The sequence below is a fragment of the Xanthomonas sp. BRIP62418 genome, from assembly GCF_003993495.1.
Lineage (GTDB): Bacteria > Pseudomonadota > Gammaproteobacteria > Xanthomonadales > Xanthomonadaceae > Xanthomonas > Xanthomonas euroxanthea.
The window spans coordinates 22,918-44,523 of the sequence record NZ_QEZG01000048.1; the positions used below are offsets into that span (position 1 = coordinate 22,918).

A 21,606-nucleotide genomic window follows, 5' to 3' on the forward strand; every position below is an offset into this window, starting at 1 on the left:
GTCGATGCGATCGGGGGAATTACATGCCGCGAAACAGGGTCATGAAGGGCTGGCTGACGGTGAGCGTTTCGCTGCGCCCGCGCAGCGCCAGCCGGCCCTTGCCGGTGTCCTCGCGCACCACCGAGGCGACCGCCTTCATGTTGACGATGGTGGAGCGGTGGATCTGCTTGAACACCTGCGGGTCCAGCACGTCGAGCAACTCGCGCAGCGGCGTGCGCAGGATCGCCTCGCCGGCGGCGGTCATCACCGTGGTGTATTTCTGATCGGCCTGGAAATACGCCACCTCGTCCAGCGCGATCAGGCGCGTTTCGCGGCCGCTGCTGGCGGTGAGCCAGGCCAGTGGCGGCGCGGCGCTGGCGGCGACAGGGCGCGCGGACAGGCGCTGCAACAAGGCCTCCAGCAGCTGGCCGTCCGGCTGGCCGGCGGCGGCGCGCTGTTGCACGCGCTGCCAGGTGGCCTGCAGGCGCTCGCGGCTGATCGGTTTGAGCAGGTAGTCCACCGCGCCGTGTTCGAACGCATCGATGGCGTACTGATCGTAGGCGGTGACGAACACCACCTGGGTGCGCGGGCTGACTTCGCGCAGTGCACGCGCCACCTCGATGCCGGTGAGCCCGGGCATGCGGATATCCAGGAACACCACATCGGGCTGCTGCGTGGCGATGGTTTCCAGCGCGCTGGCGCCGTCCTCGCATTCGCCCACGATCTGCAGTTGCGGGCACACCTGCGCCAGCAGGGTCAGCAACGATTGCCGCAGCAGCGCCTCGTCTTCGGCGATCACCGCACGCAGCGCGCTCATGCCTGCACCTGTGTGGCATGAATCTGCGCAGCGGGCACCGGTGGCGGCATGATGGACGCGGGCAGCGGCAAGGTGATGGTGGCGGCCACACCGCTGGGGAAGTTGGACACGATGGCAAAGCTGGCCCTGCCGGCGTAGATCAGCTGCAGACGTTCGCGCAGGTTCTTCAGGCCGATGCCGGTACCTTGCGTGTGCGTGCTGAAGCCCTGGCCATCGTCGGCCACGGTCAGCGTGGCATGGTCGTCGATGCGACGCGCCAGGATCCACACCGTGCCGCCGCCGGGCTTGGGTTCCAGCCCATGCTTGATCGCATTCTCCACCAGGGTCTGCAGCATCATCGAGGGCAGTTGCAGCGCGCGCAGCTCGTGCGGCACCTCCACCTGCAGCACTAGCCGCGTGCCCATGCGGATGCGCAGGATCTCCAGGTAGGCCTGGGTGCGCTCCAGTTCCTCGCCCAGGGTGGAGATGGCCCCGTCGGCGCTGGGCAGCGAGCTGCGCAGATACTGGATCAGATGGCCGATCATGATGTCGGCGCGCGGCGGGTCGGTGCGCGCCAGTACCTGCGCGCTGGCCAGCGTGTTGTAGAGGAAGTGCGGCTCGACCTGGGCATGCAGCAGATTCAGGCGTGCCACGGCCAGCTCCTTTTCCATCACCGACTGCTCGGCCGCGGCCTGTTCGTCGCGGCGCTGCTCGCCGACCCGCCGCACCACCGCGCGGTTGATCGCCTCGGCGTTCTCGTAATTGCTGCCTTCGTCCACCGCAAACAGGTCCACCCAGGCGCCGGCGTCTGGCTCGCACAGCACGGTGACGCTGCTGGTGCCCTGCCCTGGCGTGATCGTCACCAGCACCTGGTTGCGCTTGATCGCAAAACGCGCGAACAGGTTCCAGCGCGAGGGCTGGCGTCCCTCATAGGGGTCGATGCGGCGCACCTTGGCGCGGATCAGCAGGCTGCCGGGCGCGCACTCGATGTCCTGCACGCGTGGCAGCACGCGCACCGCCTCCTCGACCACGGCGAAGCTGGCCTGCACGTCCAGCGGCACTTCGATCTGGCGCCGCTGGCGGGTCGACAAGGTGTCGTGATCCAGCCGCCCGGCGATCAGGCGCACCCGCCGCACATGGGTGATCGCACTCATCAGGGCCAGGGTCAGCAGCACCACGCAGATCAGCCCGAAGAACGCGCCGGTGGAGCCGAACAGCTGCGCCCACATGATCCCGGCCACCACCAACGCCGCCGCCCAGGCGAACACGATACGTACGATCAGGAAGACGCTGGCAGACACGGGTGGCGACTCGTCGGGTTGGGACGCGGCGAGCATAGCCGGCAAGCGATCGGACGAAAGCCCCGGGCGACGAATGGCCGTCAGCGCGGCCCCAATTGCCCGGATCGCGGTGCGAAACCCGGCCCGGCCGGCGATGGCAGGCGCTGACGCGCGCGGTATGCTCCAGGTCCGCAAGCGGCGGCCACCGGGCGTCGCGCGCGGCGACGCAGCTCCTGGCTTCTACCGATGCTGCGTGGCGCGCGGCGCGTGGCCGGTTGCGCAGGCGCCGTGGTCCCGATCATCTCCTCCATACCGCTCAGGAGTCGCATGCACCGTCGTCATTTCCTGCACAGCGCCGGTCTTGCGCTTGCGGCCGCTTCCACCGGAAGCTGGGCCGCGACCGGCAAGGCGGCCGCTGCGCCGTCTTCGCCATTGCCCGCCATGCCACCGGGCGCCCTGCCCGAGCAGTTCGCCGCAGCGCTGCCGCTGGCACCGATCCGTGCGTCCGTCGATCGCATCATCGCGATCAACGGCTGCACCCGCCCGTTCCGTGCGCAGGGGCCGCGGATCGAGGCCGAGCGCATCGGCCGCAAGACGGTGGTGCACAACTATGGACATGGCGGCAGCGGGTGGTCGCTGTCGTGGGGCGCGGCCGAGCATGCGCTGCGGCTGGTGCGCACCGCCGATGCGGAGGTGCGCGAGCTGGCGGTGATCGGCTGCGGTGCGATCGGGCTGACCACCGCGCTGGTGGCGCAACGCGCGGGCCTGCGCGTGCGCATTTATGCGCGCGAGCGCCTGCCGGACGTGCGCTCGTTCTACGCCACCGGCGTGTGGTCGCCGGACTCGCGGGTGTGCACCAGCGAATACGCCAGCGCCGATTTCAGGACCCGCTGGGAAGAGATGGCGCGCATCTCGTTCCGCCGCTACCAGACCCTGCTGGGCCTGCCGGGCGAGCCGATCGAATGGCGCGATGGTTACGCGCTGTCGGATGTGCCGTTCGACCAGCCGAGCGCATCGGCCGAAGCGCACGAGCCGGACTACCCGCCGCTGGAGCGCGAACTGCTCGACGATCTCGGCCCGCGCTCGCAGCCGGTCGCCCCCGGCAGGCATCCGTTTCCGGTGCCGTTCGTGCGTCGCTACAGCCAGTTGACCTTCAACCTCAGCGCCTATGCGCGGCTGCTGATGGACGACTTCCTGCAGGCCGGCGGCGAGCTGCAGACGCGCAGCTTCGAGCATCCGCGCCAGTTCGGCCAGTTGCGCGAAAAGATCCTGGTCAATGCCACCGGCTACGGGGCGCGTGCCTTGCTTGGCGACGACAGCGTCATCCCGGTGCGCGGGCAGACCGCGCGCCTGATTCCGCAACCGGAAGTGACCTACGGGCTGGTGTGGCGCGGCCACAATCTCAACGTGGTACCGCGCCGCGATGGCGTGCTGGTGCAGGCGCAGGGTGCCAACGATTTCAACAACCCCGACCCCACGCCGGATCACGCGGCATCCGCGGCAGCGGTCCGCGAGCTGGCGCGGCTGTTTCCTCAGGCCTGAGTCGCCTTGCCTGCGCGCTGCAGTCAGGACTCGCCGAGCGAGGCCTGCAGCGCGCGGGCCAGTGCGGCATCGCCGCTGACCAGCTCGTCCCAGCGCAAGGTCACGCCGTTGCGGCGGCCTTTTTCGACCAGCTTCAAGCCCTGCGGGTCGATGATCAAGGTGTAGGCCTGCTCGCCGATCTGCAGCTCGCGGCGTAGCGGTTTGTCCAACGGCGTCATGGCAGCCTCCGGGGCAAGGACGAGCCATCGGTTGTAGCGCATCGGTCCGCAACGGCGTGCATCCTCCGCCGTCCATGCTGCACGGTGCCGATACTGGCGCTGATCGCCGGTCTTGCCCTCTGCGCAAGGTGGGTGCCTGATGCGGCAGGTAGCGCATTCACCATGCGCGGTGCACGGCGCAGCTTGAGCAAGTGCCCCTGTTGCTTGCAGCGAGGCCCCACCACGCGGCGCCATCGCATCGGCGACCGCGTGTGGTCGGCGCAGCGTACGGCACAGGTCGCCATCGCATCGGGATCACCGCATCCACCAATTGCGCTAACACGCCGACAGCTAGCGTAGCAACCATGCGAGACAGCGTGCATGTGCACGACCCAACGCTGCATGCCACGCGTCATGGCAGGCAGCGTGCCGTCGAGGCGATGCAACTGCTGGCTCGCGCGCATCGAAGGGCAAGACCCACACCCGGTGCACCGCATTGTTCATCCATCCATTCATCCCCTAGGAGCCGCCCATGGCGATCAAGACAATTGAAGAGCTTTTCGTCCACGAGCTGTCGGACATCTACAGCGCAGAAAAGCAGTTGACCAAATCACTGCCGCGTCTGGCACGTGCGGCAACCGAACCCAAGCTGGTGGAAGCGTTCAAGCTGCATCTGGAAGAAACCCAGGGCCAGATCGAACGCATCGACCAGATAGTCGAACTGCTCGGCATCAAGCTCAAGCGCATCAAGTGCGCCGCGATGGAAGGCCTGGTCGAGGAAAGCCGTGAGGTGATCGATGAGATCGAGGAAGGTCCGGTACGCGATGCGGCGCTGATTGGCGGCGCGCAGAAGGTGGAGCATTACGAGATCGCCTCGTACGGCACCATTGCAGCGATCGCAAAGCAGCTGGGCTACACCGATGCAGTCACCTTGCTGCTGTCCACGCTGGAAGAAGAAAAAGCCACCGATGAAAAGCTGACCCTGCTTGCCGAGCAAGGCGGCAATCAGAAGGCATCCAAGCCCAGCAAGGCGGCCTGATGCCCTGCGCAGGCGGCGCTGCCGCCTGCGTTTGCCTGCATCCCGCAGGCAACCCCCACCCGTAGCCAGCCCCAGGTTTCTGCGCGCATGCCGCGTTGCAGTTGTCGCCGGGCGCCAGCCAGGAAACACGACCCATGTTCATGCATAACAAGCGTTTGATGTACACCGTTCGCGTTGCCGAACCCAATCCGGATCTGGCCACGTTGATGCTCGAGCAGTTCGGCGGGCCGCAGGGCGAGCTTGCCGCGGCGATGCGGTACTTCACTCAGGCACTGGGCGAAAACGATCCGGGCCGCAAGGACCTGTTGTTCGATATCGCCACCGAAGAACTGAGCCACCTGGAAATCATCGGTTCGATCATCGCCATGCTCAACAAGGGCCCGAAGGCCGTGTTGTCCGAGGGCATGGAAGAGGCCATGGAGATGCGCTCCATGACCCAGAACAGCACCAGCCACACCCAGCAGATCCTGTACGGCGGCGGCCCGGCGCTGGTCAATTCCAGCGGCGTGCCGTGGACCTCGGCTTATGTCGATTCGATCGGCTGCCCGACCTCGGACATGCGCTCCAACATCGCTGCCGAAGCCCGCGCCAAGCTGGTCTACGAGCGCCTGATCACCGTCACCGATGACCCGGGCATCGTCGATGCACTGCGCTTTTTGATGACGCGCGAAGTGGCGCATCAGAAATCCTTCGAGAAGGCGCTGTACGCGATCGAACCGAACTTCCCGCCGGGCAAGCTGCCGGGCGACCCGCGCTTCACCGACGTCTACTACAACATGTCGCAGGGCGAAGGCGATACGGTTGGCCCCTGGAATGCCGGCGAGCAGTGGGAGGTGGTGGAAGACCGTGAGCTGCAGTCCGCGGTGGACGGCGGCGATGGCTCGGCCACGGTCACGCTGGATGCAACGCAGACCGAAGCACTGGATGCGATGTCGCTGCGCCTGCTCTCCAACCCGGAGCTGGATCGGGTGACCGGTGCAGACCTGGGCGCAGGCCCGGGGGCCGGCTCCACCACTGGCGACATCCAGCGCTGATCGTCCTCGACAGCGATTGCTGAGATTAGCCCGGGTCGTTCGCGACCCGGGCTTTTTAATGCGCGACGTACTTTCCGTTGACGGTCCTGCAGGTGGCTGTTGCCGCACCTGGGCACATCATCTGCCACGACCACGCACTGTAGCTGGCGCGCCAAGGGACGCCGCCCCGTGGGCAACGCGTTACCGAACGACAAAAAAAGAGGCCCATCGGGCCTCCTGTTGCCACTGCCTGCCACCACGCCTCACACCGGCGCGGCCTGTCGGGCCTGCGCATCGGTCCACTCGGGCCGCACGTCCGCCGCGGTGGTGCAACGCTCCAGCCGCCAGGGCAAGAGGTGACGCATCGCCTCCTCGCCACTGCGCTGCAGCCACTGCGTGGCATCGCCGTCGACGCATAAGGGACGCTGTGTCGGCAGGCTGGCCGAAGACGCGACCAGCAGTGAGAACCCCATCTGCAGGCGGCCGCCGATATCCATGACATTGCGCAGGCCTGCGGCGTACACCGCACCCCCGTCCTGGCTCAACCAGGTTGCCGAGGTGGCGCCATCTGCCGATGCGGTGCAGACGAATCCGCACAGCGGGATCAGGCAGCGCTGGGTTTCCCAGATGGCGAGGTCGACCCGCCCCAGCCACTCCGGCTCCTGGGTATTGATCGAGCGCTGCTGTCCCGGCGCACGTCGACCGAAGGTTGCACGCTCCTCGCGTCTGCCGCCACGGTCGGCAACCAGAATGTCGGCATCGGCACCGACACCGATCTCGACCCAGGCATTGCTCGCAACGCGGCCTGACAACTGAAGGATGCGCGTAATCATGTTGACTCCACTGTGCAGCTTGATGACAGCAGCAGCTACGCACAATACGCGCCAAGTTTTTCGATCCCGCACACAGGCGTCCTGCAACGGTCTTGGATGACGGCAGCGGCAGCGGCGGCGCTGCGAGGTGCGAATTGGTCGCAAACATCTGCACGCACGCGCAGGATTTTCCGTGCGGGTGCGTGGATGTGCACTGCATTCGCACACCGGCACCGTAGCGCCTGCCAGCGTGCGCAGAGACTGCACGCACGCGTGCGCTCGGCTATGGATCGTGCAGCGAGGTCAGCGGCAACTGGATCTCGCATTCCAGGCGTGTATCGCTGAGCTCGTAACGCGTCTGCGCGCCATGGCTGTACGGCAGGGCTTTTTCGATCAGGCGGCGGCCGAATCCGCTTGCCTGGTCGCGATCGTTGCGTCGTTGCTGGCTGGCGCCTTCTTCGGTCCACAACAACACCAGGCGCGCCGAGGCGTCGTCGTTGGTCACCACTTCCCAGCGCACCGACAAGGTGCCGGTCGCTACCGCCAATGCGCCATGCTTGAGTGCATTGGTCGCGAGCTCGTGCAGTGCCAGCGCCAGCGTCTGCACGGTGGACTTGCGCAGTGCCACCTCCGGGCCGTCCACCACGATGCGCCGTTGGTCGGGCTCGGCACCGAGCGCATCCAGCTCCATGCGCAGCAATGCGCCAATGGTGGTGGGCTCGTTGTCCGACTGCGACAACAGCCCTTGCACGCGCGACAACGCCGAGAGCCGGTCGTCGAACCTGCCGGCGAATTCCGGCATGCTGTGGCTGGTCTGTACGGTCTGCTTGGCGACCGACTGCACCACGGTGATCAGGTTGCGGGTGCGATGCTGCAATTCGCTGACCAGCACGCGCTGCTCATCCTGCAGGCGGCGCAGGTTGTCCGATTCGGTCGAGGTTCCCAGCCACTCCAGCACCTGGCCACGTTCGTCCAGCACCGGCGCGCTGCGCGTATGGAACCAGCGGTAGCGGTGCTCGGCTGCATTGAACAGGCGGTGCTCCACGTCCAGCCCGCCAGTGCGCGCACTGTCGTGCCAGGCATTCAAGGTCAGCTCGCGCTCGTCCGGATGCACTGCCTGCAACCAGCCCAGCTCCAGACTCTGCCCATCGTGTTGCCCGGTATAGCTGGACCATTGCGGGCTGGACCAGGTCCAGCGGCCGCCATCGCGCGAACGCCACACAAGTTGTGGAATCCCCTCCATCAAGGTACGCAGGCGCTGCTCGCTGCTGCGCAACGCGCGCTCGGCGCGCGTTAGCGGGGTGACGTCCATGAAGGTCAACACCGCGCCGCCGATGAAGTTGTTGACCGTGCGGTATGGCAGCACCCGCACCATGTAGCGGGCACGGGTGGCGGGGTTTTCCACCTCGCGATCCAGCACCGCCAACGTGCGGATCACCCGGCGCACATCGTCCTGCAGTTCGTCGTAGGTCACGTGCAGCTTGATGTTGCTGATCGGCCGGTGGATATCGCTTTCCACCAACGGCAGGATGTCGGTCACCGCGGGGGTGAAGTTGGTCACGCGCAGCTCGTTGTCCAGGAACACGGTAGCGATCTGGGTGCTTTCCAGCAGGTTCTTCAGGTCGCTGTTGGCATGCGCCAGTTCCTGCACGCGGTGGGCCAGCTCGCCGTTGACCGTGGTGACTTCCTCGTTGACCGACTGCAGCTCTTCCTTGGAGGTTTCCAGTTCTTCGTTGGCGCTCTGCAGTTCTTCGTTGAGCGACTGGTATTCCTCGTTGGAGGACTTGAGCTCTTCGTTGGTGCTCTCCAGCTCCTCGATCATCGACTGCAGCCGCTCGCGGGTCATGCGCAGCTCGTTCTCCAGCGCCTGCACATGTGCGTTGTCGGACACGGTGTCTTTCGGCGGCGCCAGCTCGGCCAGCTCACGCGCTTCCACTTCCTGGAACAGCACCACGTAGCCGCGCGGCACCTCCGAATCCGAGGTCGGCTCCACGAACAGGTCCACCGCCAGGGTCGCCGCATCCTCGTGCATCTGGATGCCCTTGGCCTGCACCGGCGTCATGTCCGCTTCGGCACGGCCGAGCGCGCTGCGCAACTCCAGCCGCAGGTCGCGGTGAACGAGGTTGAGCAGGTTGAGGCTGGGCGCGCCGCCGCCGGGACGGATGAAGCGTCCGGCCTGCGAGGAGAAATGCAGCACATCGAAATGCTCGTCCAGCACCGCATAGGCCGGCGCGTAGCGGTCGGCGATGCGCTCGCCGGCAAGCACCAGTGCATTGCTGACGCTGCGCTGCTGGCGGCTTGCTGCCGGCGCGTGGCCGTCCAGTCCGGGCGCAGACGACGGGAAGGGGGCATGCATGCGGCTGTCGGCATCGATCTTCTGGAACACGCGGAAGCTGCGCTCCACCGGTGCGAACAACTTGGCATGCCGCGAGACGTTTTCGGCATTGCCCAGGAACAGGTAGCCGCCCGGCTTGAGCGCAAAGTGAAACACCGGGATCACCCGGTTCTGCAGCTCGGCATCCAGGTAGATCAGCAGGTTGCGGCACGACACCAGATCCAGCCGCGAGAACGGCGGGTCCTTGACGATGCTGTGCTGCGAGAACACGCACAACTCGCGCAGCTGCTTGCTCACCACGTAGGTGTCGCCTTCCTTGACGAACCAGCGCTGCAGGCGCTCCGGCCCCACATCGGCGACGATGCTGGACGAATAACGCCCCACCCGCGCAATGGCCAATGCCCGCCCGTCGATGTCGCTGGCGAAGATCTGGATGCGTGGCGCCACGTCCAGCGTCTGCGCATGCTCGCGCAACAGCATCGCCAGCGAATACGCCTCTTCGCCGGTGGAACAGCCCAGCACCCACACACGCAGGTGGTCGCCCGGCTGCTTGCCCTGGAACAGGCGCGGAATCACCTGCTGCTCCAGGAACTCGAACTCGCGGCGGTCGCGGAAGAACTGGGTCACGCCGATCAGCAGATCGTTGAACAACAACAGCGGTTCGTCGAAGCGGCTGCGCAGCTGCTCCAGATACTGCTCCAGCGTGTCCGCCTGCACCACCTGCATGCGGCGCTGCACGCGGCGCAGGAACGTGGCGCGCTTGTACCCATGGAAATCGTGGCCGGTGGCATTGCGCAGGATGCTGGCGACCTGGCTGAGCTGATCGTTCTCGCTGCCGTTGCGCACGCCCACCGGTGCCGGATGACCGAAGCGATGGTGGCGCTGCATGTGTGCGGCGATGCGTGCGGCCACCCGCGGCAGCGGCAGGATGTCGTCGCTGATGGCGGCCGGGTTGCCGGCATTGCGCAGATCCATGCCGTGCAAGGACGGGTCGTCCACCGCCAGCGCCAGGCCGCCACACTCCTTGATGGCCGCGGTGCCCAGCGTGCCGTCGCCATCCAAGCGCCCCATGATCACGCCGATCACGTTGCCGTCCTGGTCATGCGCCATCGAGACGAAGAAGCTGTCGATCAGGCCGTGATCGCTGGCGTCCTCCAGCGGGCGCAGCCGCAGCCGGCCTTCTTCCAGGGTCACCAGCGTCTGGCTGGGCGGCAGGTAGATGCGTCCGGGATGCAGCGCATCGCCATCTGCAGGTGCCAGCAGCAGACTGGATTGCGGGCCGAGCAACTCGCGCAGGCGCGACTCGTCGAGCAGGTGACGATCGCGCAGCAACAGCATGATGACCAGATTGGGCGCGCCAGCCACTGCGTCGAGCAGTTCGGCCAGGCGCGTGGCGTCCAGGCCGTCGGCACCGACACCGAGAATGAACAACGGCGGTGGCGCCACGGCATCGGGCGCAGTGGCCGCTGCGGTGTCGTCGCAGGAGGTGTCGTCGTCTGTCATTGCAGCCATCGCATCAACGGCGCCGGGTGTCAGGCGCAATCGTCAATGATGGCGTAAACCTGCCTCTACCGCTACGCGGCATCTGAGCGGTACAGGCACTGCACGCAATGGGTCTGGAAGCGCCTGCTTACGCGCGGCCTTAACCGACACGGCGCGCACTATGGCGTGCGCGTCGCCGGACCGCGCCATCGCGCGAGGAATTCCCATGCTGGACAATCCACTCAACGGACTTCGCATCCTCGTGGTCGAGGACGATTACCTGCTGGCCGAATCACTCAACGACCTGTTGGTGGAGGCCGGCGTCTGCGTGCTCGGACCGGTGGGCAATGTGCCCGAGGCGCTGTCGCTGGTGACCTCCGGACAGACCATCGACGGCGCATTGCTCGACGTCAATGTGCGTGGCCAACCGGTGTTCCCGGTGGCCGATGCGCTGTTGCAGCGCGGGGTACCGTTTTCGTTCTGCTCCGGCTACGACCGCTACACGCTACCGCCGCGGTTTGCGCACCTGTCGTACTGCATGAAGCCCTACAACCCGCGAACGATCACCGCGCTGCTCAGCAGCCAGACCCAACCGGCCGAGCATTACTGATCGGTGCCGTCGGCAGGCACCGCACCGTCCTGGCGCAGGGCGCGCTCTTCCTCGCCGAGCTGGTTGAGCAACTCCACCGCCGACTGATGGGTGGCACGCAAGGTCTCCATGGGCTTGGAGGTCTCGCTGCGTAATGCATACAACGCAAAGCCCATCACGTTGAGGCGGTTGCGCAGCTGATGCAGCAGCTCGCGCCGCCGTCCATGCGATGCGTCGCTCACTTACGCGTCCTTGTCGCTGAGCCGGTTGTGCAGCGTGCGCACGCTGATCCCCAATTCGCGCGCAGCCGCCTTCTTGTTGAAGCGCGTGCGCGCCAGTGCCGCCTCGATCATGGCGTCCTCGGCCTGGCGCATGGTCCACCCCGCCGGAATCAGCAAGCCGTCTTCGTCGGCCTGCGGCACGGTCTGCACCACATCCGGCGCGCTCAACAGGTCACCGTCCGAGCGCAGATACAGGTAGCGGATGAACGAGCGCAACTCGCGCACATTCCCCGGCCAGGTGTGGTAGGCCAGATAACGCAACAACGATTTGGTCGGCAGCTTGCGGGTGCCGTACTTGACGTTGAGCTCGTCGATCACGCGCAGGCCCAACAGACGCGCGTCGCCGCGACGCTCGCGCAGCGGCGGCACCTGGATCGGGTATTCGTTGAGACGGTAGAACAGATCCTCGCGCAGCACGCCGTGCTCGCGTTGTACATGCTGGTGCGTCGCCGCGACGACCCGCGCGTCCAGCGGAATTTCCTCGCTGCCGCCCACACGCATGAAGCTGCGCGACTCGATCGCCCGCAGCAGGTAGACCTGCAGCCGGGTCGGCATCTCGCCGATCTCATCCAGGAACAGCGTGCCATCTGCCGCCTGCTCCAGGAACCCGGCATGCCGACGATCGGCACCGGTGAAGCTGCCACGCTCGTGGCCGAACAGCTGGCTGGCCAGCAGTTCCTCGGGAATGGCGCCGCAGTTGACCGGCACGAAGCGACCACGCCGGCCGGAGACCCGATGGATGGCGCGCGCGACCAGGTCCTTGCCGGTGCCGGTTTCGCCGGTCACCAGCACATTCAGATCGGTCGGCGCCACGCGCACGATGTCCTTGCGCAACAGCACGATGCTGTCGCTGTTGCCGATGATGCCCAGGTTGCCCTGCTGCGCCTCACGCAGGCCGCCGAGCACGCGTTCCAGCCGTTCGGGCGCGAACGGTTTGGTGAGGAACTCGCTGACGCCGAACTGCTGCGCGCGGCCCTGGGTTTCGTAGGCGTAATCGCCCGAGACCACCACGATCTGCGGCGTGTGATCCGGGTCGAGCCGTTCGATGAGATCGAAACCGCTGCCGTCGGGCAGGCCAACATCCACCACCAACAGGTCGGGAAAGTTGCTGTCCAGCCAACGGCTGGCTTCGCCAAGGGTGTGGATGCCCTTGGCACGGAAGCCGCTATCGGTGGCTAGCTCAACCACCTGATCGCAGAACTCCACGTCGTCGTCGATGATGGCGCAGGAAAGACGGTCCATGAGCGCTTCTGTCCGCAATGACTAATACATGTTCAGTTGAGAATTGTGACGGCGGCGCGAAAAACGCGCCTGCACGCCACCACGAAAATCGCACATCGCTGTCACGGCCGTCCGGCCACCTGGCGCTCGCTTCCCCAGAGTCGAGCTCGCCGTAGAAGTTTGCCCGAAGTACGCAGGGCAACGCGGGATTGCGCCAGTGCCAAGCGTCACGGTTGGGGTCGGTCGACGCGTCGAATGCGTCGAAACGCCAAACAGCGCATGCTTTGATGGGAATAGGAGCGCGGCCTGCGCGGGCGCGGCTAGACCGAGCTGCTGGATCAGCTCGCTTGCGCCATGATGTGGCGGCGAGGCGGTTGAGGGGCGATGAGGCGAGCCGAGACGCTGGTTGCAGCGTCGCGCAACCGCGGCTTCAGGGCCAACGGATGCAAGCCGTGATCGCGAGGTACGACCGCTAGCCTACGCGGCAGGCGTAGAGACGGTGTGCATGGATCCGCCACGCCAGCGCCATGACGCGGCGCGCGCCTGCGTGCGCCGGCATGACGGACGCCGCAACTGCAGCATTGCGCGCGACTCAGCGCTTTTCTGAGCCGTCCGGGCGTTCGTAGTCGTGTTCAGGGTCGGCCTTGTTCACATCGCGGTCTTCATCGGGCATGTCGTGGACCTTCCACTCCACATCCTCGTTGCGCTGTTCCTGCGGCGTAAACGGCTTTTTCTGATCATCGTCCGGACCCCACGGCTTTTTCGGTTCACTGCCCATCGTCGTTCTCCTGCGTTGTGGTCATGAGCCCACGCTAGGCCGGTGCGCATTGCAGAGCAGTGAACAAAGCTGCGCGGTGGCGTGAAGCAAGCGGCGCGCGCGCAATCGGCGGCGGCACCACACACGCCGCCGACATCGCCTAGCCCGTGCGTTTACGTTTGCGTGCGCACACTGCTGCATCACAGTGATGCGTCATCTCGTCAGGAGACACCAATGCCCGTACCCAACTACCCCCGCCCGCCGTTCAAACCGCAGCAACAGGGTTTCCCCGGGCGTACCGAAAAGATGGACCCGCGCCCGGACCATGGCGAAGACAGTTATGTCGGCCACGGGCAGCTCACCGGCAAACGTGCGTTGATCACCGGCGGCGACAGCGGCATCGGCGCGGCCGTGGCGATTGCGTATGCACGCGAGGGGGCCGACGTGGCAATCGCCTATCTTCCCGAAGAGCAGGAAGACGCCGCCAGAATCGGCGCATTGATCGAGAAGGCCGGCGTCAAGGCGTTGCTGGTGGGCTGCGATATCAGCGACCCCGCCCAGGCCGCTGCGTTGATCGACAAGGTCAACAGCACCTTCGGCGGCCTGGACATCCTGGTCAACAACGCCGGCTACCAGCAGTATTTCGAAAATTTTGAAGACATCACGCTGGAGGAGTGGCGCAAGACCTTCGACACCAACGTGCATGCCGTGTTCCATCTGGTGCAGTTGTCGGTGCCGCTGATGACCGACGGTGGCTCCATCATCAACACCGCCTCGGTGCAATCCAAGAAACCGACGCCGAACATCCTGCCGTATGCCGCCACCAAGGGGGCATTGGCCAACCTGACCATTGGCCTGGCCGGCGTGCTGGCCGACAAGCACATCCGCGTCAACGCGGTATTGCCGGGTCCGATCTGGACGCCGTTCATTCCCGCCGGCATGGATGAGGAGTCGGTGGAAAACTTCGGCGGCCAGACACCGATGGGCCGCCCCGGGCAGCCGGTCGAGCTGGCATCGGCGTACGTGATGCTGGCAGCCGATACCGCCAGCTACACCTCGGGCACCTTGCTCACCATTGCCGGCGGCGCAGTCACGCTGTAACCCGCCCAACGCCGCACTGCACCGTCAAGCCCGCCTGGCGTCCTAGCCCGGCGGGCTTTTTCGTTGCCGCAGCGTGCGCTTGCAGTGCCCGGGGCGATGCGCTGCGCGCCGCCAGCAACACGGCGCGCGCATCCACCGACCCACAGTCACGGTGAGGTTTCGGTCAAGGCCACACTCGCGCGGCACGCACCCACCACTGTGCCTGCTCTCACGGCCGCACTCCTACCGTGGGTGGCGTTGGACCGTGATGCACACCCCCTTCTTCTCGCCCAGAGCTGCCCGTCACCCATGCGTGGCGCAGGAGCAGTGCACTGCCGGCGCGATGACGTCACGCAACACGCATCGAAACGTGCGACGTGGTGCATCCGCGCCATTGAGAGGCCGGCGCGTGAGCGCCCTCCACAAGGCAGACAATCAATGAGAATCCTGGTCACTGGCGGCACCGGCTATATCGGCTCACACACCTGCGTCGAATTGGCACTGCGTGGCCACCAGGTGTGCATTGTCGATAATTTGAGCAATTCCTCCGAGCGCGTGCTCGACCATCTGCAGCACCTGATGGGGTTTCGCCCGGACTTCCATCGCATGGATGTGCGCGCACCCGAGCTGGGCACGCTGCTGGCCGCAAGGAAGATCGAGGCGGTGCTGCATTTTGCCGCGCTCAAGGCAGTAGGCGAATCGGTGCGCGAACCGTTGCTGTACTTCAACAACAACGTGACCGGCACGCTGGCACTGCTGCGCGCGATGCGCACCGCCCAGGTGAGCACGCTGGTATTCAGTTCCTCGGCCACCGTGTATGGCGATGCCAACACCAGCCCGATCCGGGAGGACGCGCCGCTGAAGGCGAGCAACCCCTACGGGCGCACCAAGCTGATGATGGAAGAGATGATCGCCGACCTCAGCGCGGCCTGGCCGGAATTCAACGCGGCGCTGCTGCGCTACTTCAACCCGGTCGGTGCGCATCCCAGCGGTTACCTGGGCGAAGACCCGCGCGGCGTACCGAACAATCTGATGCCCTATATCGCACAGGTGGCGGTCGGTCGCCGCGATGCGCTGCAGGTCTTTGGCGACGACTACCCCACTGCCGACGGCACCGGCGTGCGCGACTACCTGCATGTGATGGATCTGGCACGCGCGCACGTGGATGCCATCGACTACCTGCAGCGCGAGCGCACCGGCCTGGTGGTGAACCTGGGCACCGGGCGCGGCTACAGCGTGCGCGAAGTGGCTGCCGCGTTCGAGCGCGCCAGTGGCCGGCGCATACCGCTGCGCATTGCGCCGCGCCGCGGCGGCGATGTGGCGGTGTACTACGCCAATGCCACGCTCGCCCATCGCCTGCTCGGCTGGAAGGCCGAACACGACCTGGACCGCATGTGTGGCGACGCCTGGCGCTGGCAGTCCATGCATCCGGACGGCTATGCCACCTCGCGCCTGCGCACGTCGCGCACACCGGCACCGGTGCCGGACCCCGAGCTTGCGCGCGACGCAGCCGCGCCGGCGCGCTGCCTGTTGCCGGCTGCCGAGGGCCGCCGGCGCAGCGAACCTGCACGCACGCTGGTCCCGACGGACCGTCTGTCGCGCGCCTGAGTGGCGCGCATTCCGTTTTCTTCAGCGAGGTCATTCCATGAGTTGGGCCATTCAGTTCCACGACGACATCGGCAAGAGCCGCCGAGCCGTTTCCTCCGACAGCGCGCCGCAGTTCGATCCGGCACGTACCACCCTGTTGTGCCTGTCGCATCTGCGCTGGAGCTTTGTCTACCAACGCCCGCAGCACCTGATGTCGCGCTTTGCCGGCGACTGCAATGTGCTGTTCTGGGAAGAGCCCATCGCCTGCGATGAATCCGAGCCCTGGCTGCAGCTACGCAGCGAAGAAGGCGGCCTGCATGTGCTGGTGCCACGCCTGCCGGCCGGGTGCATGGGCGAGGATGCGGTGCAGGCGCAGCGCCAGTTGCTGGATGGCTACCTGGCCGAGCTTGGCGTGGGCGATCTGCTGCTGTGGTACTACACGCCGATGAGTCTGAGCTTCAGTGCGCATCTGCGTGCGCGCGCAATCGTCTACGACTGCATGGACGAGCTGTCGGCATTTGCCGGTGCGCCACCCGAGCTGGTACAGCGCGAGCGCGAACTGCTGCAACGCGCCGACGTGGTGTTCACCGGTGGCTACAGCATCTGGGAAGCCAAGCGTGCACTACACGCCAACATCCATGCCTTCCCCAGCAGCGTGGACGTGGCGCATTTTGCCGCCGCACGCCAGCCGCAGCAGGAACCTGCCGACCAGGCCGCCATCCCGCAGCCGCGCCTGGGCTTCTATGGCGTGATCGACGAGCGCTTCGACGTGGCCCTGCTGCGCGATATCGCCAGGCAACGGCCACAGTGGCAGTTCGTGATGATCGGGCCGGTGGTCAAGATCGCCGCGTCCGACCTGCCGCAGGCTGCCAACATCCATTATCTCGGTGGCAAGACGTATGACGCGCTGCCCGGCTATCTGTCCGGTTGGCAGGTGGCGCTGATGCCATTCGCCATGAACGCCTCCACCCGTTTCATCAGCCCGACCAAGACCCCCGAATACCTGGCCGGCGGCTGCCCGGTGGTGTCCACACCCATCCACGATGTGGTGCGCACCTATGGCGACACTGGCGTGGTGCGCATTGCCGACACCGCTGCGGCCTTCGTGGCCGCCTGCGAGGACGCGCTGCGCGACGGCAGCGACCGCGCGCAGCTGCTGGACACCGCCGACCAGGTGCTGGGCGAGATGTCCTGGGACCACACCCATGCCTTGATGCAGGAGAAACTCACGTGGAAGCAATGACACCCTCGGGCACCGTCCCGCTGGCGAGCACGCGCGTGCTCGGCGGCACCCGGCGCGGATTTGACTACCTGATCATCGGCGCGGGCTTTGCCGGCAGCGTGCTGGCCGAGCGTCTGGCCGCAGGTCTGGGCAAGCGCGTGCTGGTGGTCGACCGCCGCCCGCATATCGGTGGCAATGCCTACGACTTCCATGACGACGCCGGGGTGCTGATCCATCGCTACGGCCCGCATATCTTCCACACCAACGCGCAGCGCATCGTGGATTACCTGTCCAGCTTCACCCAGTGGCGGCCCTACGAGCACCGCGTGCTCGCACAGGTGGGCGAGCAGCAGGTGCCGATCCCGATCAACATGACCACCTTGAACCGGCTCTACGGCCTGCAGCTCACCACCGAGGACGCCGCTGCCGCGTTCCTGGCCAGCCGCGCCGAGCCGGTGGCCGACATCCAGACCAGCGAGGATGTGGTGATCAACCAGGTGGGCCGCGAGCTGTACGAAACCTTCTTCCAGGGCTATACGCGCAAGCAATGGGGCCTGGATCCGTCGCAGCTGGACAAGTCGGTGACCTCGCGCGTGCCCACCCGCACCAACGACGACGACCGCTACTTCACCGACACCTTCCAGCAGATGCCGCTGCACGGCTATACGCGCATGTTCGAACGCATGCTCGATCACCCCAACATCAAGGTGATGCTCAATACCGACTACCGCGAGATCCGCGACGAGCTGGACTACGACCAGCTGGTCTACAGCGGCCCGGTGGACGAATACTTCGACCACTGCTACGGCAAGCTGCCGTATCGCTCGCTCAGGTTCGAACACAGCACCGTGGATCAGGAGCACTTCCAGTCGGTGGCCACGGTCAACTACCCGGCCGAAGCTGTCGCCTACACACGCATCACCGAGTACAAGCACCTGACCGGCCAGCAGCATCCCAGGACCAGCCTCACCCGCGAGTATCCTTCGGCCGAGGGCGACCCGTATTATCCGATCCCGCGCGCGGAAAACGCCGAGCTGTACCGGCGCTACGAACGGCTGGCCGCCCAGACGCCCAATGTCACCTTCCTGGGGCGGCTGGGCACCTACAAGTACTACAACATGGATCAGGTCGTCGGCCAGGCGCTGGCCTTGTTCAAGCGCATCGAAGACGCCGAGCACCAACGCCGCGCCGAACTGATGGCCTGAGCGGCCGGATCTCACCCGGCAGGGTTGCGCGGCGGTGATGCGAAGCCGCGTTCCAGGCCGGCGTGGCGTGTCAATCACATTTCATTGTTCCGCCGGCAGTGCGGCGAAGATGCAGCAGGACCCCAGATGCACAGCCCCACAGTGTTCGACAGTTTTTTCATGGCGGGCTTCGAGTGTTCGACCCATCGCCGGCGCGATGGCCGCCGGCTGGATCTGATCGCCGGCACCCGGCACGACCGCTGGGCGGAAAACGACTATCGCGCCGTGTCCGCGCACGGCATGCGTACGGCGCGCGATGGCCTGCGCTGGCACCTGATCGAGCAACGGCCAGGGCAGTACGACTGGTCCAGCTTCCTGCCGATGCTGCATGCCGCCAATGCCGCCGGTACCCAGGTGATCTGGGATCTGTGCCACTACGGCTGGCCGGACGATGTGGATATCTGGACCCCGCAGTTCGTCGATCGTTTCGCGCGGTTTGCTGCCGCGGCGGCGCAATGCGTCAAGAACGCAAGCGATGCCGTGCCGTTCTACGCGCCGATCAACGAGATCTCGTTCTGGGCCTGGAATGGCGGCGACCACGCGCGCATGCATCCGAAGGCGCGCGGGCGCGGCTTCGAGCTCAAGCACCAGCTGGTACGCGCCACCATTGCCGCGATCGACGCGGTGCGGCAGGTCGAACCGCGCGCGCGCTTCGTGCAGGTGGACCCGGCCATCCATGTGGCCGCCGCCAACGACCGCCCCGGCCCGCGCCGGGAAGCCGAGCGCCTGCGGGTGGCGCAATTCGAGGCCTGGGACATGATCTGCGGCAGGCAGTGGCCCGGGCTGGGCGGCGCGCCGCAGTATCTGGACATCGTCGGCCTCAACTACTACGCAGACAATCAGTGGTACCTGGGCGGTGCGCCGATCCCGCGCACGTCTCCCGACCACCGCCCGCTCTCGGCGATCATGGACGGGTTCTGGCAGCGCTATCAGCGCCCGCTGATCCTCTCCGAAACCGGTGCCGAAGGCGACAAACGTGCCGGCTGGCTTGCGCACGTCGCCAGTGAAGTGGCACTGGCCATGCAGCAGGGCGTGCCGATGGAGGGGATCTGCCTGTATCCGGTGCTGGACTATCCGGGCTGGGACAACTACCGCCATTGCCCCACCGGCCTGTTCGGCTATGCCGACGAACACGGGCAGCGCCCGCTGGATGCCGGGCTGGCGGGGCAGTTACGCCGCGAGCACGAACGCTTCGGCCTGCGTGTGCCGCAGCGGGCGCTGGCCGACATCGATACGTGAACACCATCGCGCAGCCCGCGCTGTTGCCGGACACGCCTGCGCGCTTTCTATGGCATTACATTCGCCAGCGGCCCTGGCACTTTGCCGGCTTGCTGCTGTTGATCGTCGGCGCTGCCGGCTGCGCGGTCTCGGTGCAGTACGGCATGAAGGTGCTGGTCGATGCGATGGCAGGCGACCAACGGACCGAGGCCGAGGTCTGGCTGCCGCTGGGCGTGTTCATCGGCCTGATCGCCATCGAAAACCTGCTGTGGCGGCTGGGCGGCTGGCTGGGCTGTCGCACCGTGGTGGCCAGCGTGGTGGACATCCGCGTGGATCTGTTCCGCCACCTCACCGGCCACCCGATGCGGTATTTCAGCGAGCACCTTGCCGGCGCGCTGGGCAACCGCATCACCGCACTGGGCAGCGCGGCCGGGCAGATCTATGTCGGGCTGGCCTGGAAGATCGTGCCACCGGTCGTGGACTTCATCGGCGCCATCGTGCTGCTGCTCACGGTGGACTGGCGCATGGCCGCCACCCTGGTCGGCTTTATCGCGGTGGTGGCGGCCATCATCACCAGCTTCGGCATCCGCGGCCGCGCCAAGCATCAGCGCTTTGCCGCGCAGGCCGCACGCGTGGGCGGCGAGCTGGTGGATGCGGTGTCCAATGTGTGGACGATCAAGGCGTTTGCGGCGCGCGATCGCGAAAGCGCGCGGCTGGCCGAGCAGATCGGCGACGAGGCGGTCGCCCATCGACGCAGCTGGATGTATGTGGAAAAGGCCAGGGTGATCCACGACATCTGCCTGTCTGTGATGGCCGGCGGCATGCTGATCTGGGCGATCAGCCTGTGGCGCGCCGGCACGGTGAGCGCCGGCGATGTGGTGCTGGTCAGCGCGTTGACCTTCCGCATCCTGCACGGCTCGCGCGACCTGGCGCTGACGCTGGTGGACACCACCCAGCAGCTGGGCGCCATCGCCGACACGCTGCAGATCATCCTGCAACCGCATGCCATCGTCGATGCGGACACACCGCTGGCGCTGGCGCAGGGCGATGTGCGTTTCGAAGATGTGTGCTTTGCCTATCCGCAGCGGGCGGCGGTGCTGGACGGGTTGACCCTGCATATCCGTGCCGGCCAGAAGGTCGGCATCGTCGGGCCTTCCGGTGCCGGCAAGTCCACCCTGATCGCCTTGATCCAGCGCCTGGACGATGTGCAATCCGGACGCGTGCTGATCGACGGCCAGGACATCCGCAGCGTCAGCCAGGACAGCCTGCGCGAAAGGATTGCGGTGGTGCCGCAGGAGACCGCGCTGTTCAATCGCAGCATTGCCGACAACATCCGTTACGGCCGCCCGGAGGCCAGCGATGCACAGGTGCAGGACGCCGCGCGGCATGCCTTCTGCGATGGCTTCATCCGGCAGTTGCCGCAGGGCTACGACACCCAGGTCGGCGAACGCGGGGTCCTGTTGTCCGGGGGTCAACGCCAGCGTCTGGGCATCGCGCGCGCCTTTCTGAAGGACGCGCCGATCCTGATCCTGGACGAAGCCACCTCGGCGCTGGATACCGAGTCGGAAGCGGAAATTCAGGCCGCGCTGGATCACCTGATGCGCGATCGCACGGTGCTGGCGGTGGCGCACCGCCTGTCCACGGTGATCGGCTTCGATCGCATCGTGGTGCTGCAGCACGGCCGCGTGGTCGAAGATGGCAGTCCCGCACAGCTGCGTGGACACGGTGGTGTGTTCGATGGCCTGTGGCAACGCCAGGCCGCGGGATTCGAGCAGGCGGCGCCTGACGCGTGATGACGACCGTGTTGTGCCAAGGTCGCCCGGCAGCGGCTGAACCTGCGGCCTGCGGCGTACATGCGCGATGCGCGCCGCGCTTGCCCACAACGGCAACAGGCAGCCGAAGCTGCCTGTTGTCCGTATTCACCGCACACGC

At 66.3% G+C, this 21,606-nt stretch carries 18 protein-coding genes; 10 read left to right on the forward strand and 8 right to left on the reverse strand.

The window, feature by feature from the left end; translation table 11 throughout:
* Nucleotides 1-19: 19 nt before the first annotated feature.
* Complete coding sequence (locus EO174_RS17545) at nucleotides 20-796, reverse strand: LytTR family DNA-binding domain-containing protein (protein ID WP_126946274.1); 777 nt, start codon at nucleotides 794-796, stop codon at nucleotides 20-22.
* Complete coding sequence (locus tag EO174_RS17550; protein WP_126946277.1) at nucleotides 793-2,076, reverse strand: histidine kinase; 1,284 nt, start codon at nucleotides 2,074-2,076, stop codon at nucleotides 793-795. The genes EO174_RS17545 and EO174_RS17550 overlap by 4 nt, the downstream gene beginning before the upstream one ends.
* 306 nt (nucleotides 2,077-2,382) lie before the next feature.
* Between EO174_RS17550 and EO174_RS17555 the strand changes: the two genes are divergently transcribed.
* Nucleotides 2,383-3,597, forward strand: a complete 1,215-nt coding sequence (locus EO174_RS17555) for an FAD-dependent oxidoreductase (RefSeq protein ID WP_126946281.1) — start codon at nucleotides 2,383-2,385, stop codon at nucleotides 3,595-3,597.
* A gap of 23 nt (nucleotides 3,598-3,620) precedes the next feature.
* Here the strand turns inward: EO174_RS17555 and EO174_RS17560 are convergent, their stop codons facing one another.
* Complete coding sequence (locus EO174_RS17560; RefSeq protein ID WP_104583196.1) at nucleotides 3,621-3,815, reverse strand: hypothetical protein; 195 nt, start codon at nucleotides 3,813-3,815, stop codon at nucleotides 3,621-3,623.
* Between the two features lie 511 nt (nucleotides 3,816-4,326).
* On the opposite strand from EO174_RS17560, the gene EO174_RS17565 reads away from it, so the two are divergent.
* A complete protein-coding gene (locus EO174_RS17565) occupies nucleotides 4,327-4,833 on the forward strand; it encodes a ferritin-like domain-containing protein (protein WP_104583195.1) in 507 nt (168 codons plus the stop codon).
* A gap of 134 nt (nucleotides 4,834-4,967) precedes the next feature.
* A complete protein-coding gene (locus EO174_RS17570) occupies nucleotides 4,968-5,867 on the forward strand; it encodes a manganese catalase family protein (RefSeq protein WP_126946284.1) in 900 nt (299 codons plus the stop codon).
* Nucleotides 5,868-6,109: 242 nt separating this feature from the next.
* Here EO174_RS17570 and EO174_RS17575 read toward each other — a convergent pair whose 3' ends face one another.
* The gene (locus tag EO174_RS17575; protein WP_126946287.1) at nucleotides 6,110-6,679 is read right to left on the reverse strand and encodes a hypothetical protein; all 570 of its coding nucleotides are present in this window, start codon (nucleotides 6,677-6,679) and stop codon (nucleotides 6,110-6,112) included.
* 262 nt (nucleotides 6,680-6,941) lie between these two features.
* The gene (locus EO174_RS17580; RefSeq protein ID WP_164740249.1) at nucleotides 6,942-10,496 is read right to left on the reverse strand and encodes a CheR family methyltransferase; all 3,555 of its coding nucleotides are present in this window, start codon (nucleotides 10,494-10,496) and stop codon (nucleotides 6,942-6,944) included.
* A 205-nt stretch (nucleotides 10,497-10,701) separates the two neighbouring features.
* Here EO174_RS17580 and EO174_RS17585 point away from each other — a divergent pair, with 205 nt between their 5' ends.
* Complete coding sequence (locus EO174_RS17585) at nucleotides 10,702-11,085, forward strand: hypothetical protein (RefSeq protein ID WP_104583192.1); 384 nt, start codon at nucleotides 10,702-10,704, stop codon at nucleotides 11,083-11,085.
* Here EO174_RS17585 and EO174_RS17590 read toward each other — a convergent pair.
* The 3 genes from EO174_RS17590 to EO174_RS17600 all read right to left on the reverse strand — a co-directional run bounded on the left by EO174_RS17590 (nucleotide 11,079) and on the right by EO174_RS17600 (nucleotide 13,344).
* Complete coding sequence (locus EO174_RS17590; protein WP_164739098.1) at nucleotides 11,079-11,306, reverse strand: hypothetical protein; 228 nt, start codon at nucleotides 11,304-11,306, stop codon at nucleotides 11,079-11,081. The two genes, EO174_RS17585 and EO174_RS17590, sit on opposite strands and share 7 nt — an antisense overlap.
* On the reverse strand, nucleotides 11,307-12,587 hold the full coding sequence (locus EO174_RS17595; RefSeq protein ID WP_104583191.1) for a sigma-54 dependent transcriptional regulator: 1,281 nt from the start codon (nucleotides 12,585-12,587) through the stop codon (nucleotides 11,307-11,309). It lies immediately after the preceding gene.
* Between the two features lie 571 nt (nucleotides 12,588-13,158).
* Nucleotides 13,159-13,344, reverse strand: a complete 186-nt coding sequence (locus EO174_RS17600) for a hypothetical protein (protein WP_104535190.1) — start codon at nucleotides 13,342-13,344, stop codon at nucleotides 13,159-13,161.
* 213 nt (nucleotides 13,345-13,557) lie between these two features.
* Here EO174_RS17600 and EO174_RS17605 point away from each other — a divergent pair, with 213 nt between their 5' ends.
* From EO174_RS17605 to EO174_RS17630, 6 genes are all read left to right on the forward strand, one after another.
* Entirely contained in the window at nucleotides 13,558-14,424 is an 867-nt protein-coding gene (locus EO174_RS17605; RefSeq protein ID WP_126946290.1) for an SDR family oxidoreductase, read from the forward strand.
* A gap of 417 nt (nucleotides 14,425-14,841) precedes the next feature.
* Nucleotides 14,842-16,011 (forward strand): UDP-glucose 4-epimerase GalE, encoded by a 1,170-nt coding sequence (gene galE / locus EO174_RS17610; protein WP_126946293.1) that lies wholly within the window; start codon nucleotides 14,842-14,844, stop codon nucleotides 16,009-16,011.
* A gap of 37 nt (nucleotides 16,012-16,048) precedes the next feature.
* Entirely contained in the window at nucleotides 16,049-17,233 is a 1,185-nt protein-coding gene (locus tag EO174_RS17615) for a glycosyltransferase family 1 protein (RefSeq protein WP_126946296.1), read from the forward strand.
* The gene (gene glf, locus EO174_RS17620) at nucleotides 17,230-18,417 is read left to right on the forward strand and encodes a UDP-galactopyranose mutase (RefSeq protein ID WP_164740258.1); all 1,188 of its coding nucleotides are present in this window, start codon (nucleotides 17,230-17,232) and stop codon (nucleotides 18,415-18,417) included. Before EO174_RS17615 ends, glf begins: the two co-directional genes overlap by 4 nt.
* A gap of 126 nt (nucleotides 18,418-18,543) precedes the next feature.
* Nucleotides 18,544-19,695 carry a beta-glucosidase gene (locus EO174_RS17625; RefSeq protein ID WP_119128257.1) on the forward strand — a complete coding sequence of 384 codons (1,152 nt, stop codon included), beginning with the start codon at nucleotides 18,544-18,546 and terminating at the stop codon, nucleotides 19,693-19,695.
* Entirely contained in the window at nucleotides 19,692-21,467 is a 1,776-nt protein-coding gene (locus EO174_RS17630) for an ABC transporter ATP-binding protein (RefSeq protein WP_126946304.1), read from the forward strand. The genes EO174_RS17625 and EO174_RS17630 overlap by 4 nt, the downstream gene beginning before the upstream one ends.
* Nucleotides 21,468-21,606: the final 139 nt, after the last annotated feature.

Excerpts from the sequence above, each read along its gene's own strand:
- EO174_RS17565 (WP_104583195.1), top strand. The coding sequence starts at position 4,327 with ATGGCGATCAAGACAATTGAAGAGCTTTTCGTCCACGAGCTGTCGGAC.
- EO174_RS17615 (WP_126946296.1), top strand. The coding sequence starts at position 16,049 with ATGAGTTGGGCCATTCAGTTCCACGACGACATCGGCAAGAGCCGCCGA.
- glf (WP_164740258.1), top strand. The coding sequence starts at position 17,230 with ATGACACCCTCGGGCACCGTCCCGCTGGCGAGCACGCGCGTGCTCGGC.
- EO174_RS17570 (WP_126946284.1), top strand. The coding sequence starts at position 4,968 with ATGTTCATGCATAACAAGCGTTTGATGTACACCGTTCGCGTTGCCGAA.
- EO174_RS17555 (WP_126946281.1), top strand. The coding sequence starts at position 2,383 with ATGCACCGTCGTCATTTCCTGCACAGCGCCGGTCTTGCGCTTGCGGCC.
- EO174_RS17560 (WP_104583196.1), bottom strand. The coding sequence starts at position 3,815 with ATGACGCCGTTGGACAAACCGCTACGCCGCGAGCTGCAGATCGGCGAG.
- EO174_RS17580 (WP_164740249.1), bottom strand. The coding sequence starts at position 10,496 with ATGACAGACGACGACACCTCCTGCGACGACACCGCAGCGGCCACTGCG.
- galE (WP_126946293.1), top strand. The coding sequence starts at position 14,842 with ATGAGAATCCTGGTCACTGGCGGCACCGGCTATATCGGCTCACACACC.
- EO174_RS17605 (WP_126946290.1), top strand. The coding sequence starts at position 13,558 with ATGCCCGTACCCAACTACCCCCGCCCGCCGTTCAAACCGCAGCAACAG.
- EO174_RS17575 (WP_126946287.1), bottom strand. The coding sequence starts at position 6,679 with ATGATTACGCGCATCCTTCAGTTGTCAGGCCGCGTTGCGAGCAATGCC.
- EO174_RS17545 (WP_126946274.1), bottom strand. The coding sequence starts at position 796 with ATGAGCGCGCTGCGTGCGGTGATCGCCGAAGACGAGGCGCTGCTGCGG.
- EO174_RS17600 (WP_104535190.1), bottom strand. The coding sequence starts at position 13,344 with ATGGGCAGTGAACCGAAAAAGCCGTGGGGTCCGGACGATGATCAGAAA.
- EO174_RS17625 (WP_119128257.1), top strand. The coding sequence starts at position 18,544 with ATGCACAGCCCCACAGTGTTCGACAGTTTTTTCATGGCGGGCTTCGAG.
- EO174_RS17595 (WP_104583191.1), bottom strand. The coding sequence starts at position 12,587 with ATGGACCGTCTTTCCTGCGCCATCATCGACGACGACGTGGAGTTCTGC.
- EO174_RS17585 (WP_104583192.1), top strand. The coding sequence starts at position 10,702 with ATGCTGGACAATCCACTCAACGGACTTCGCATCCTCGTGGTCGAGGAC.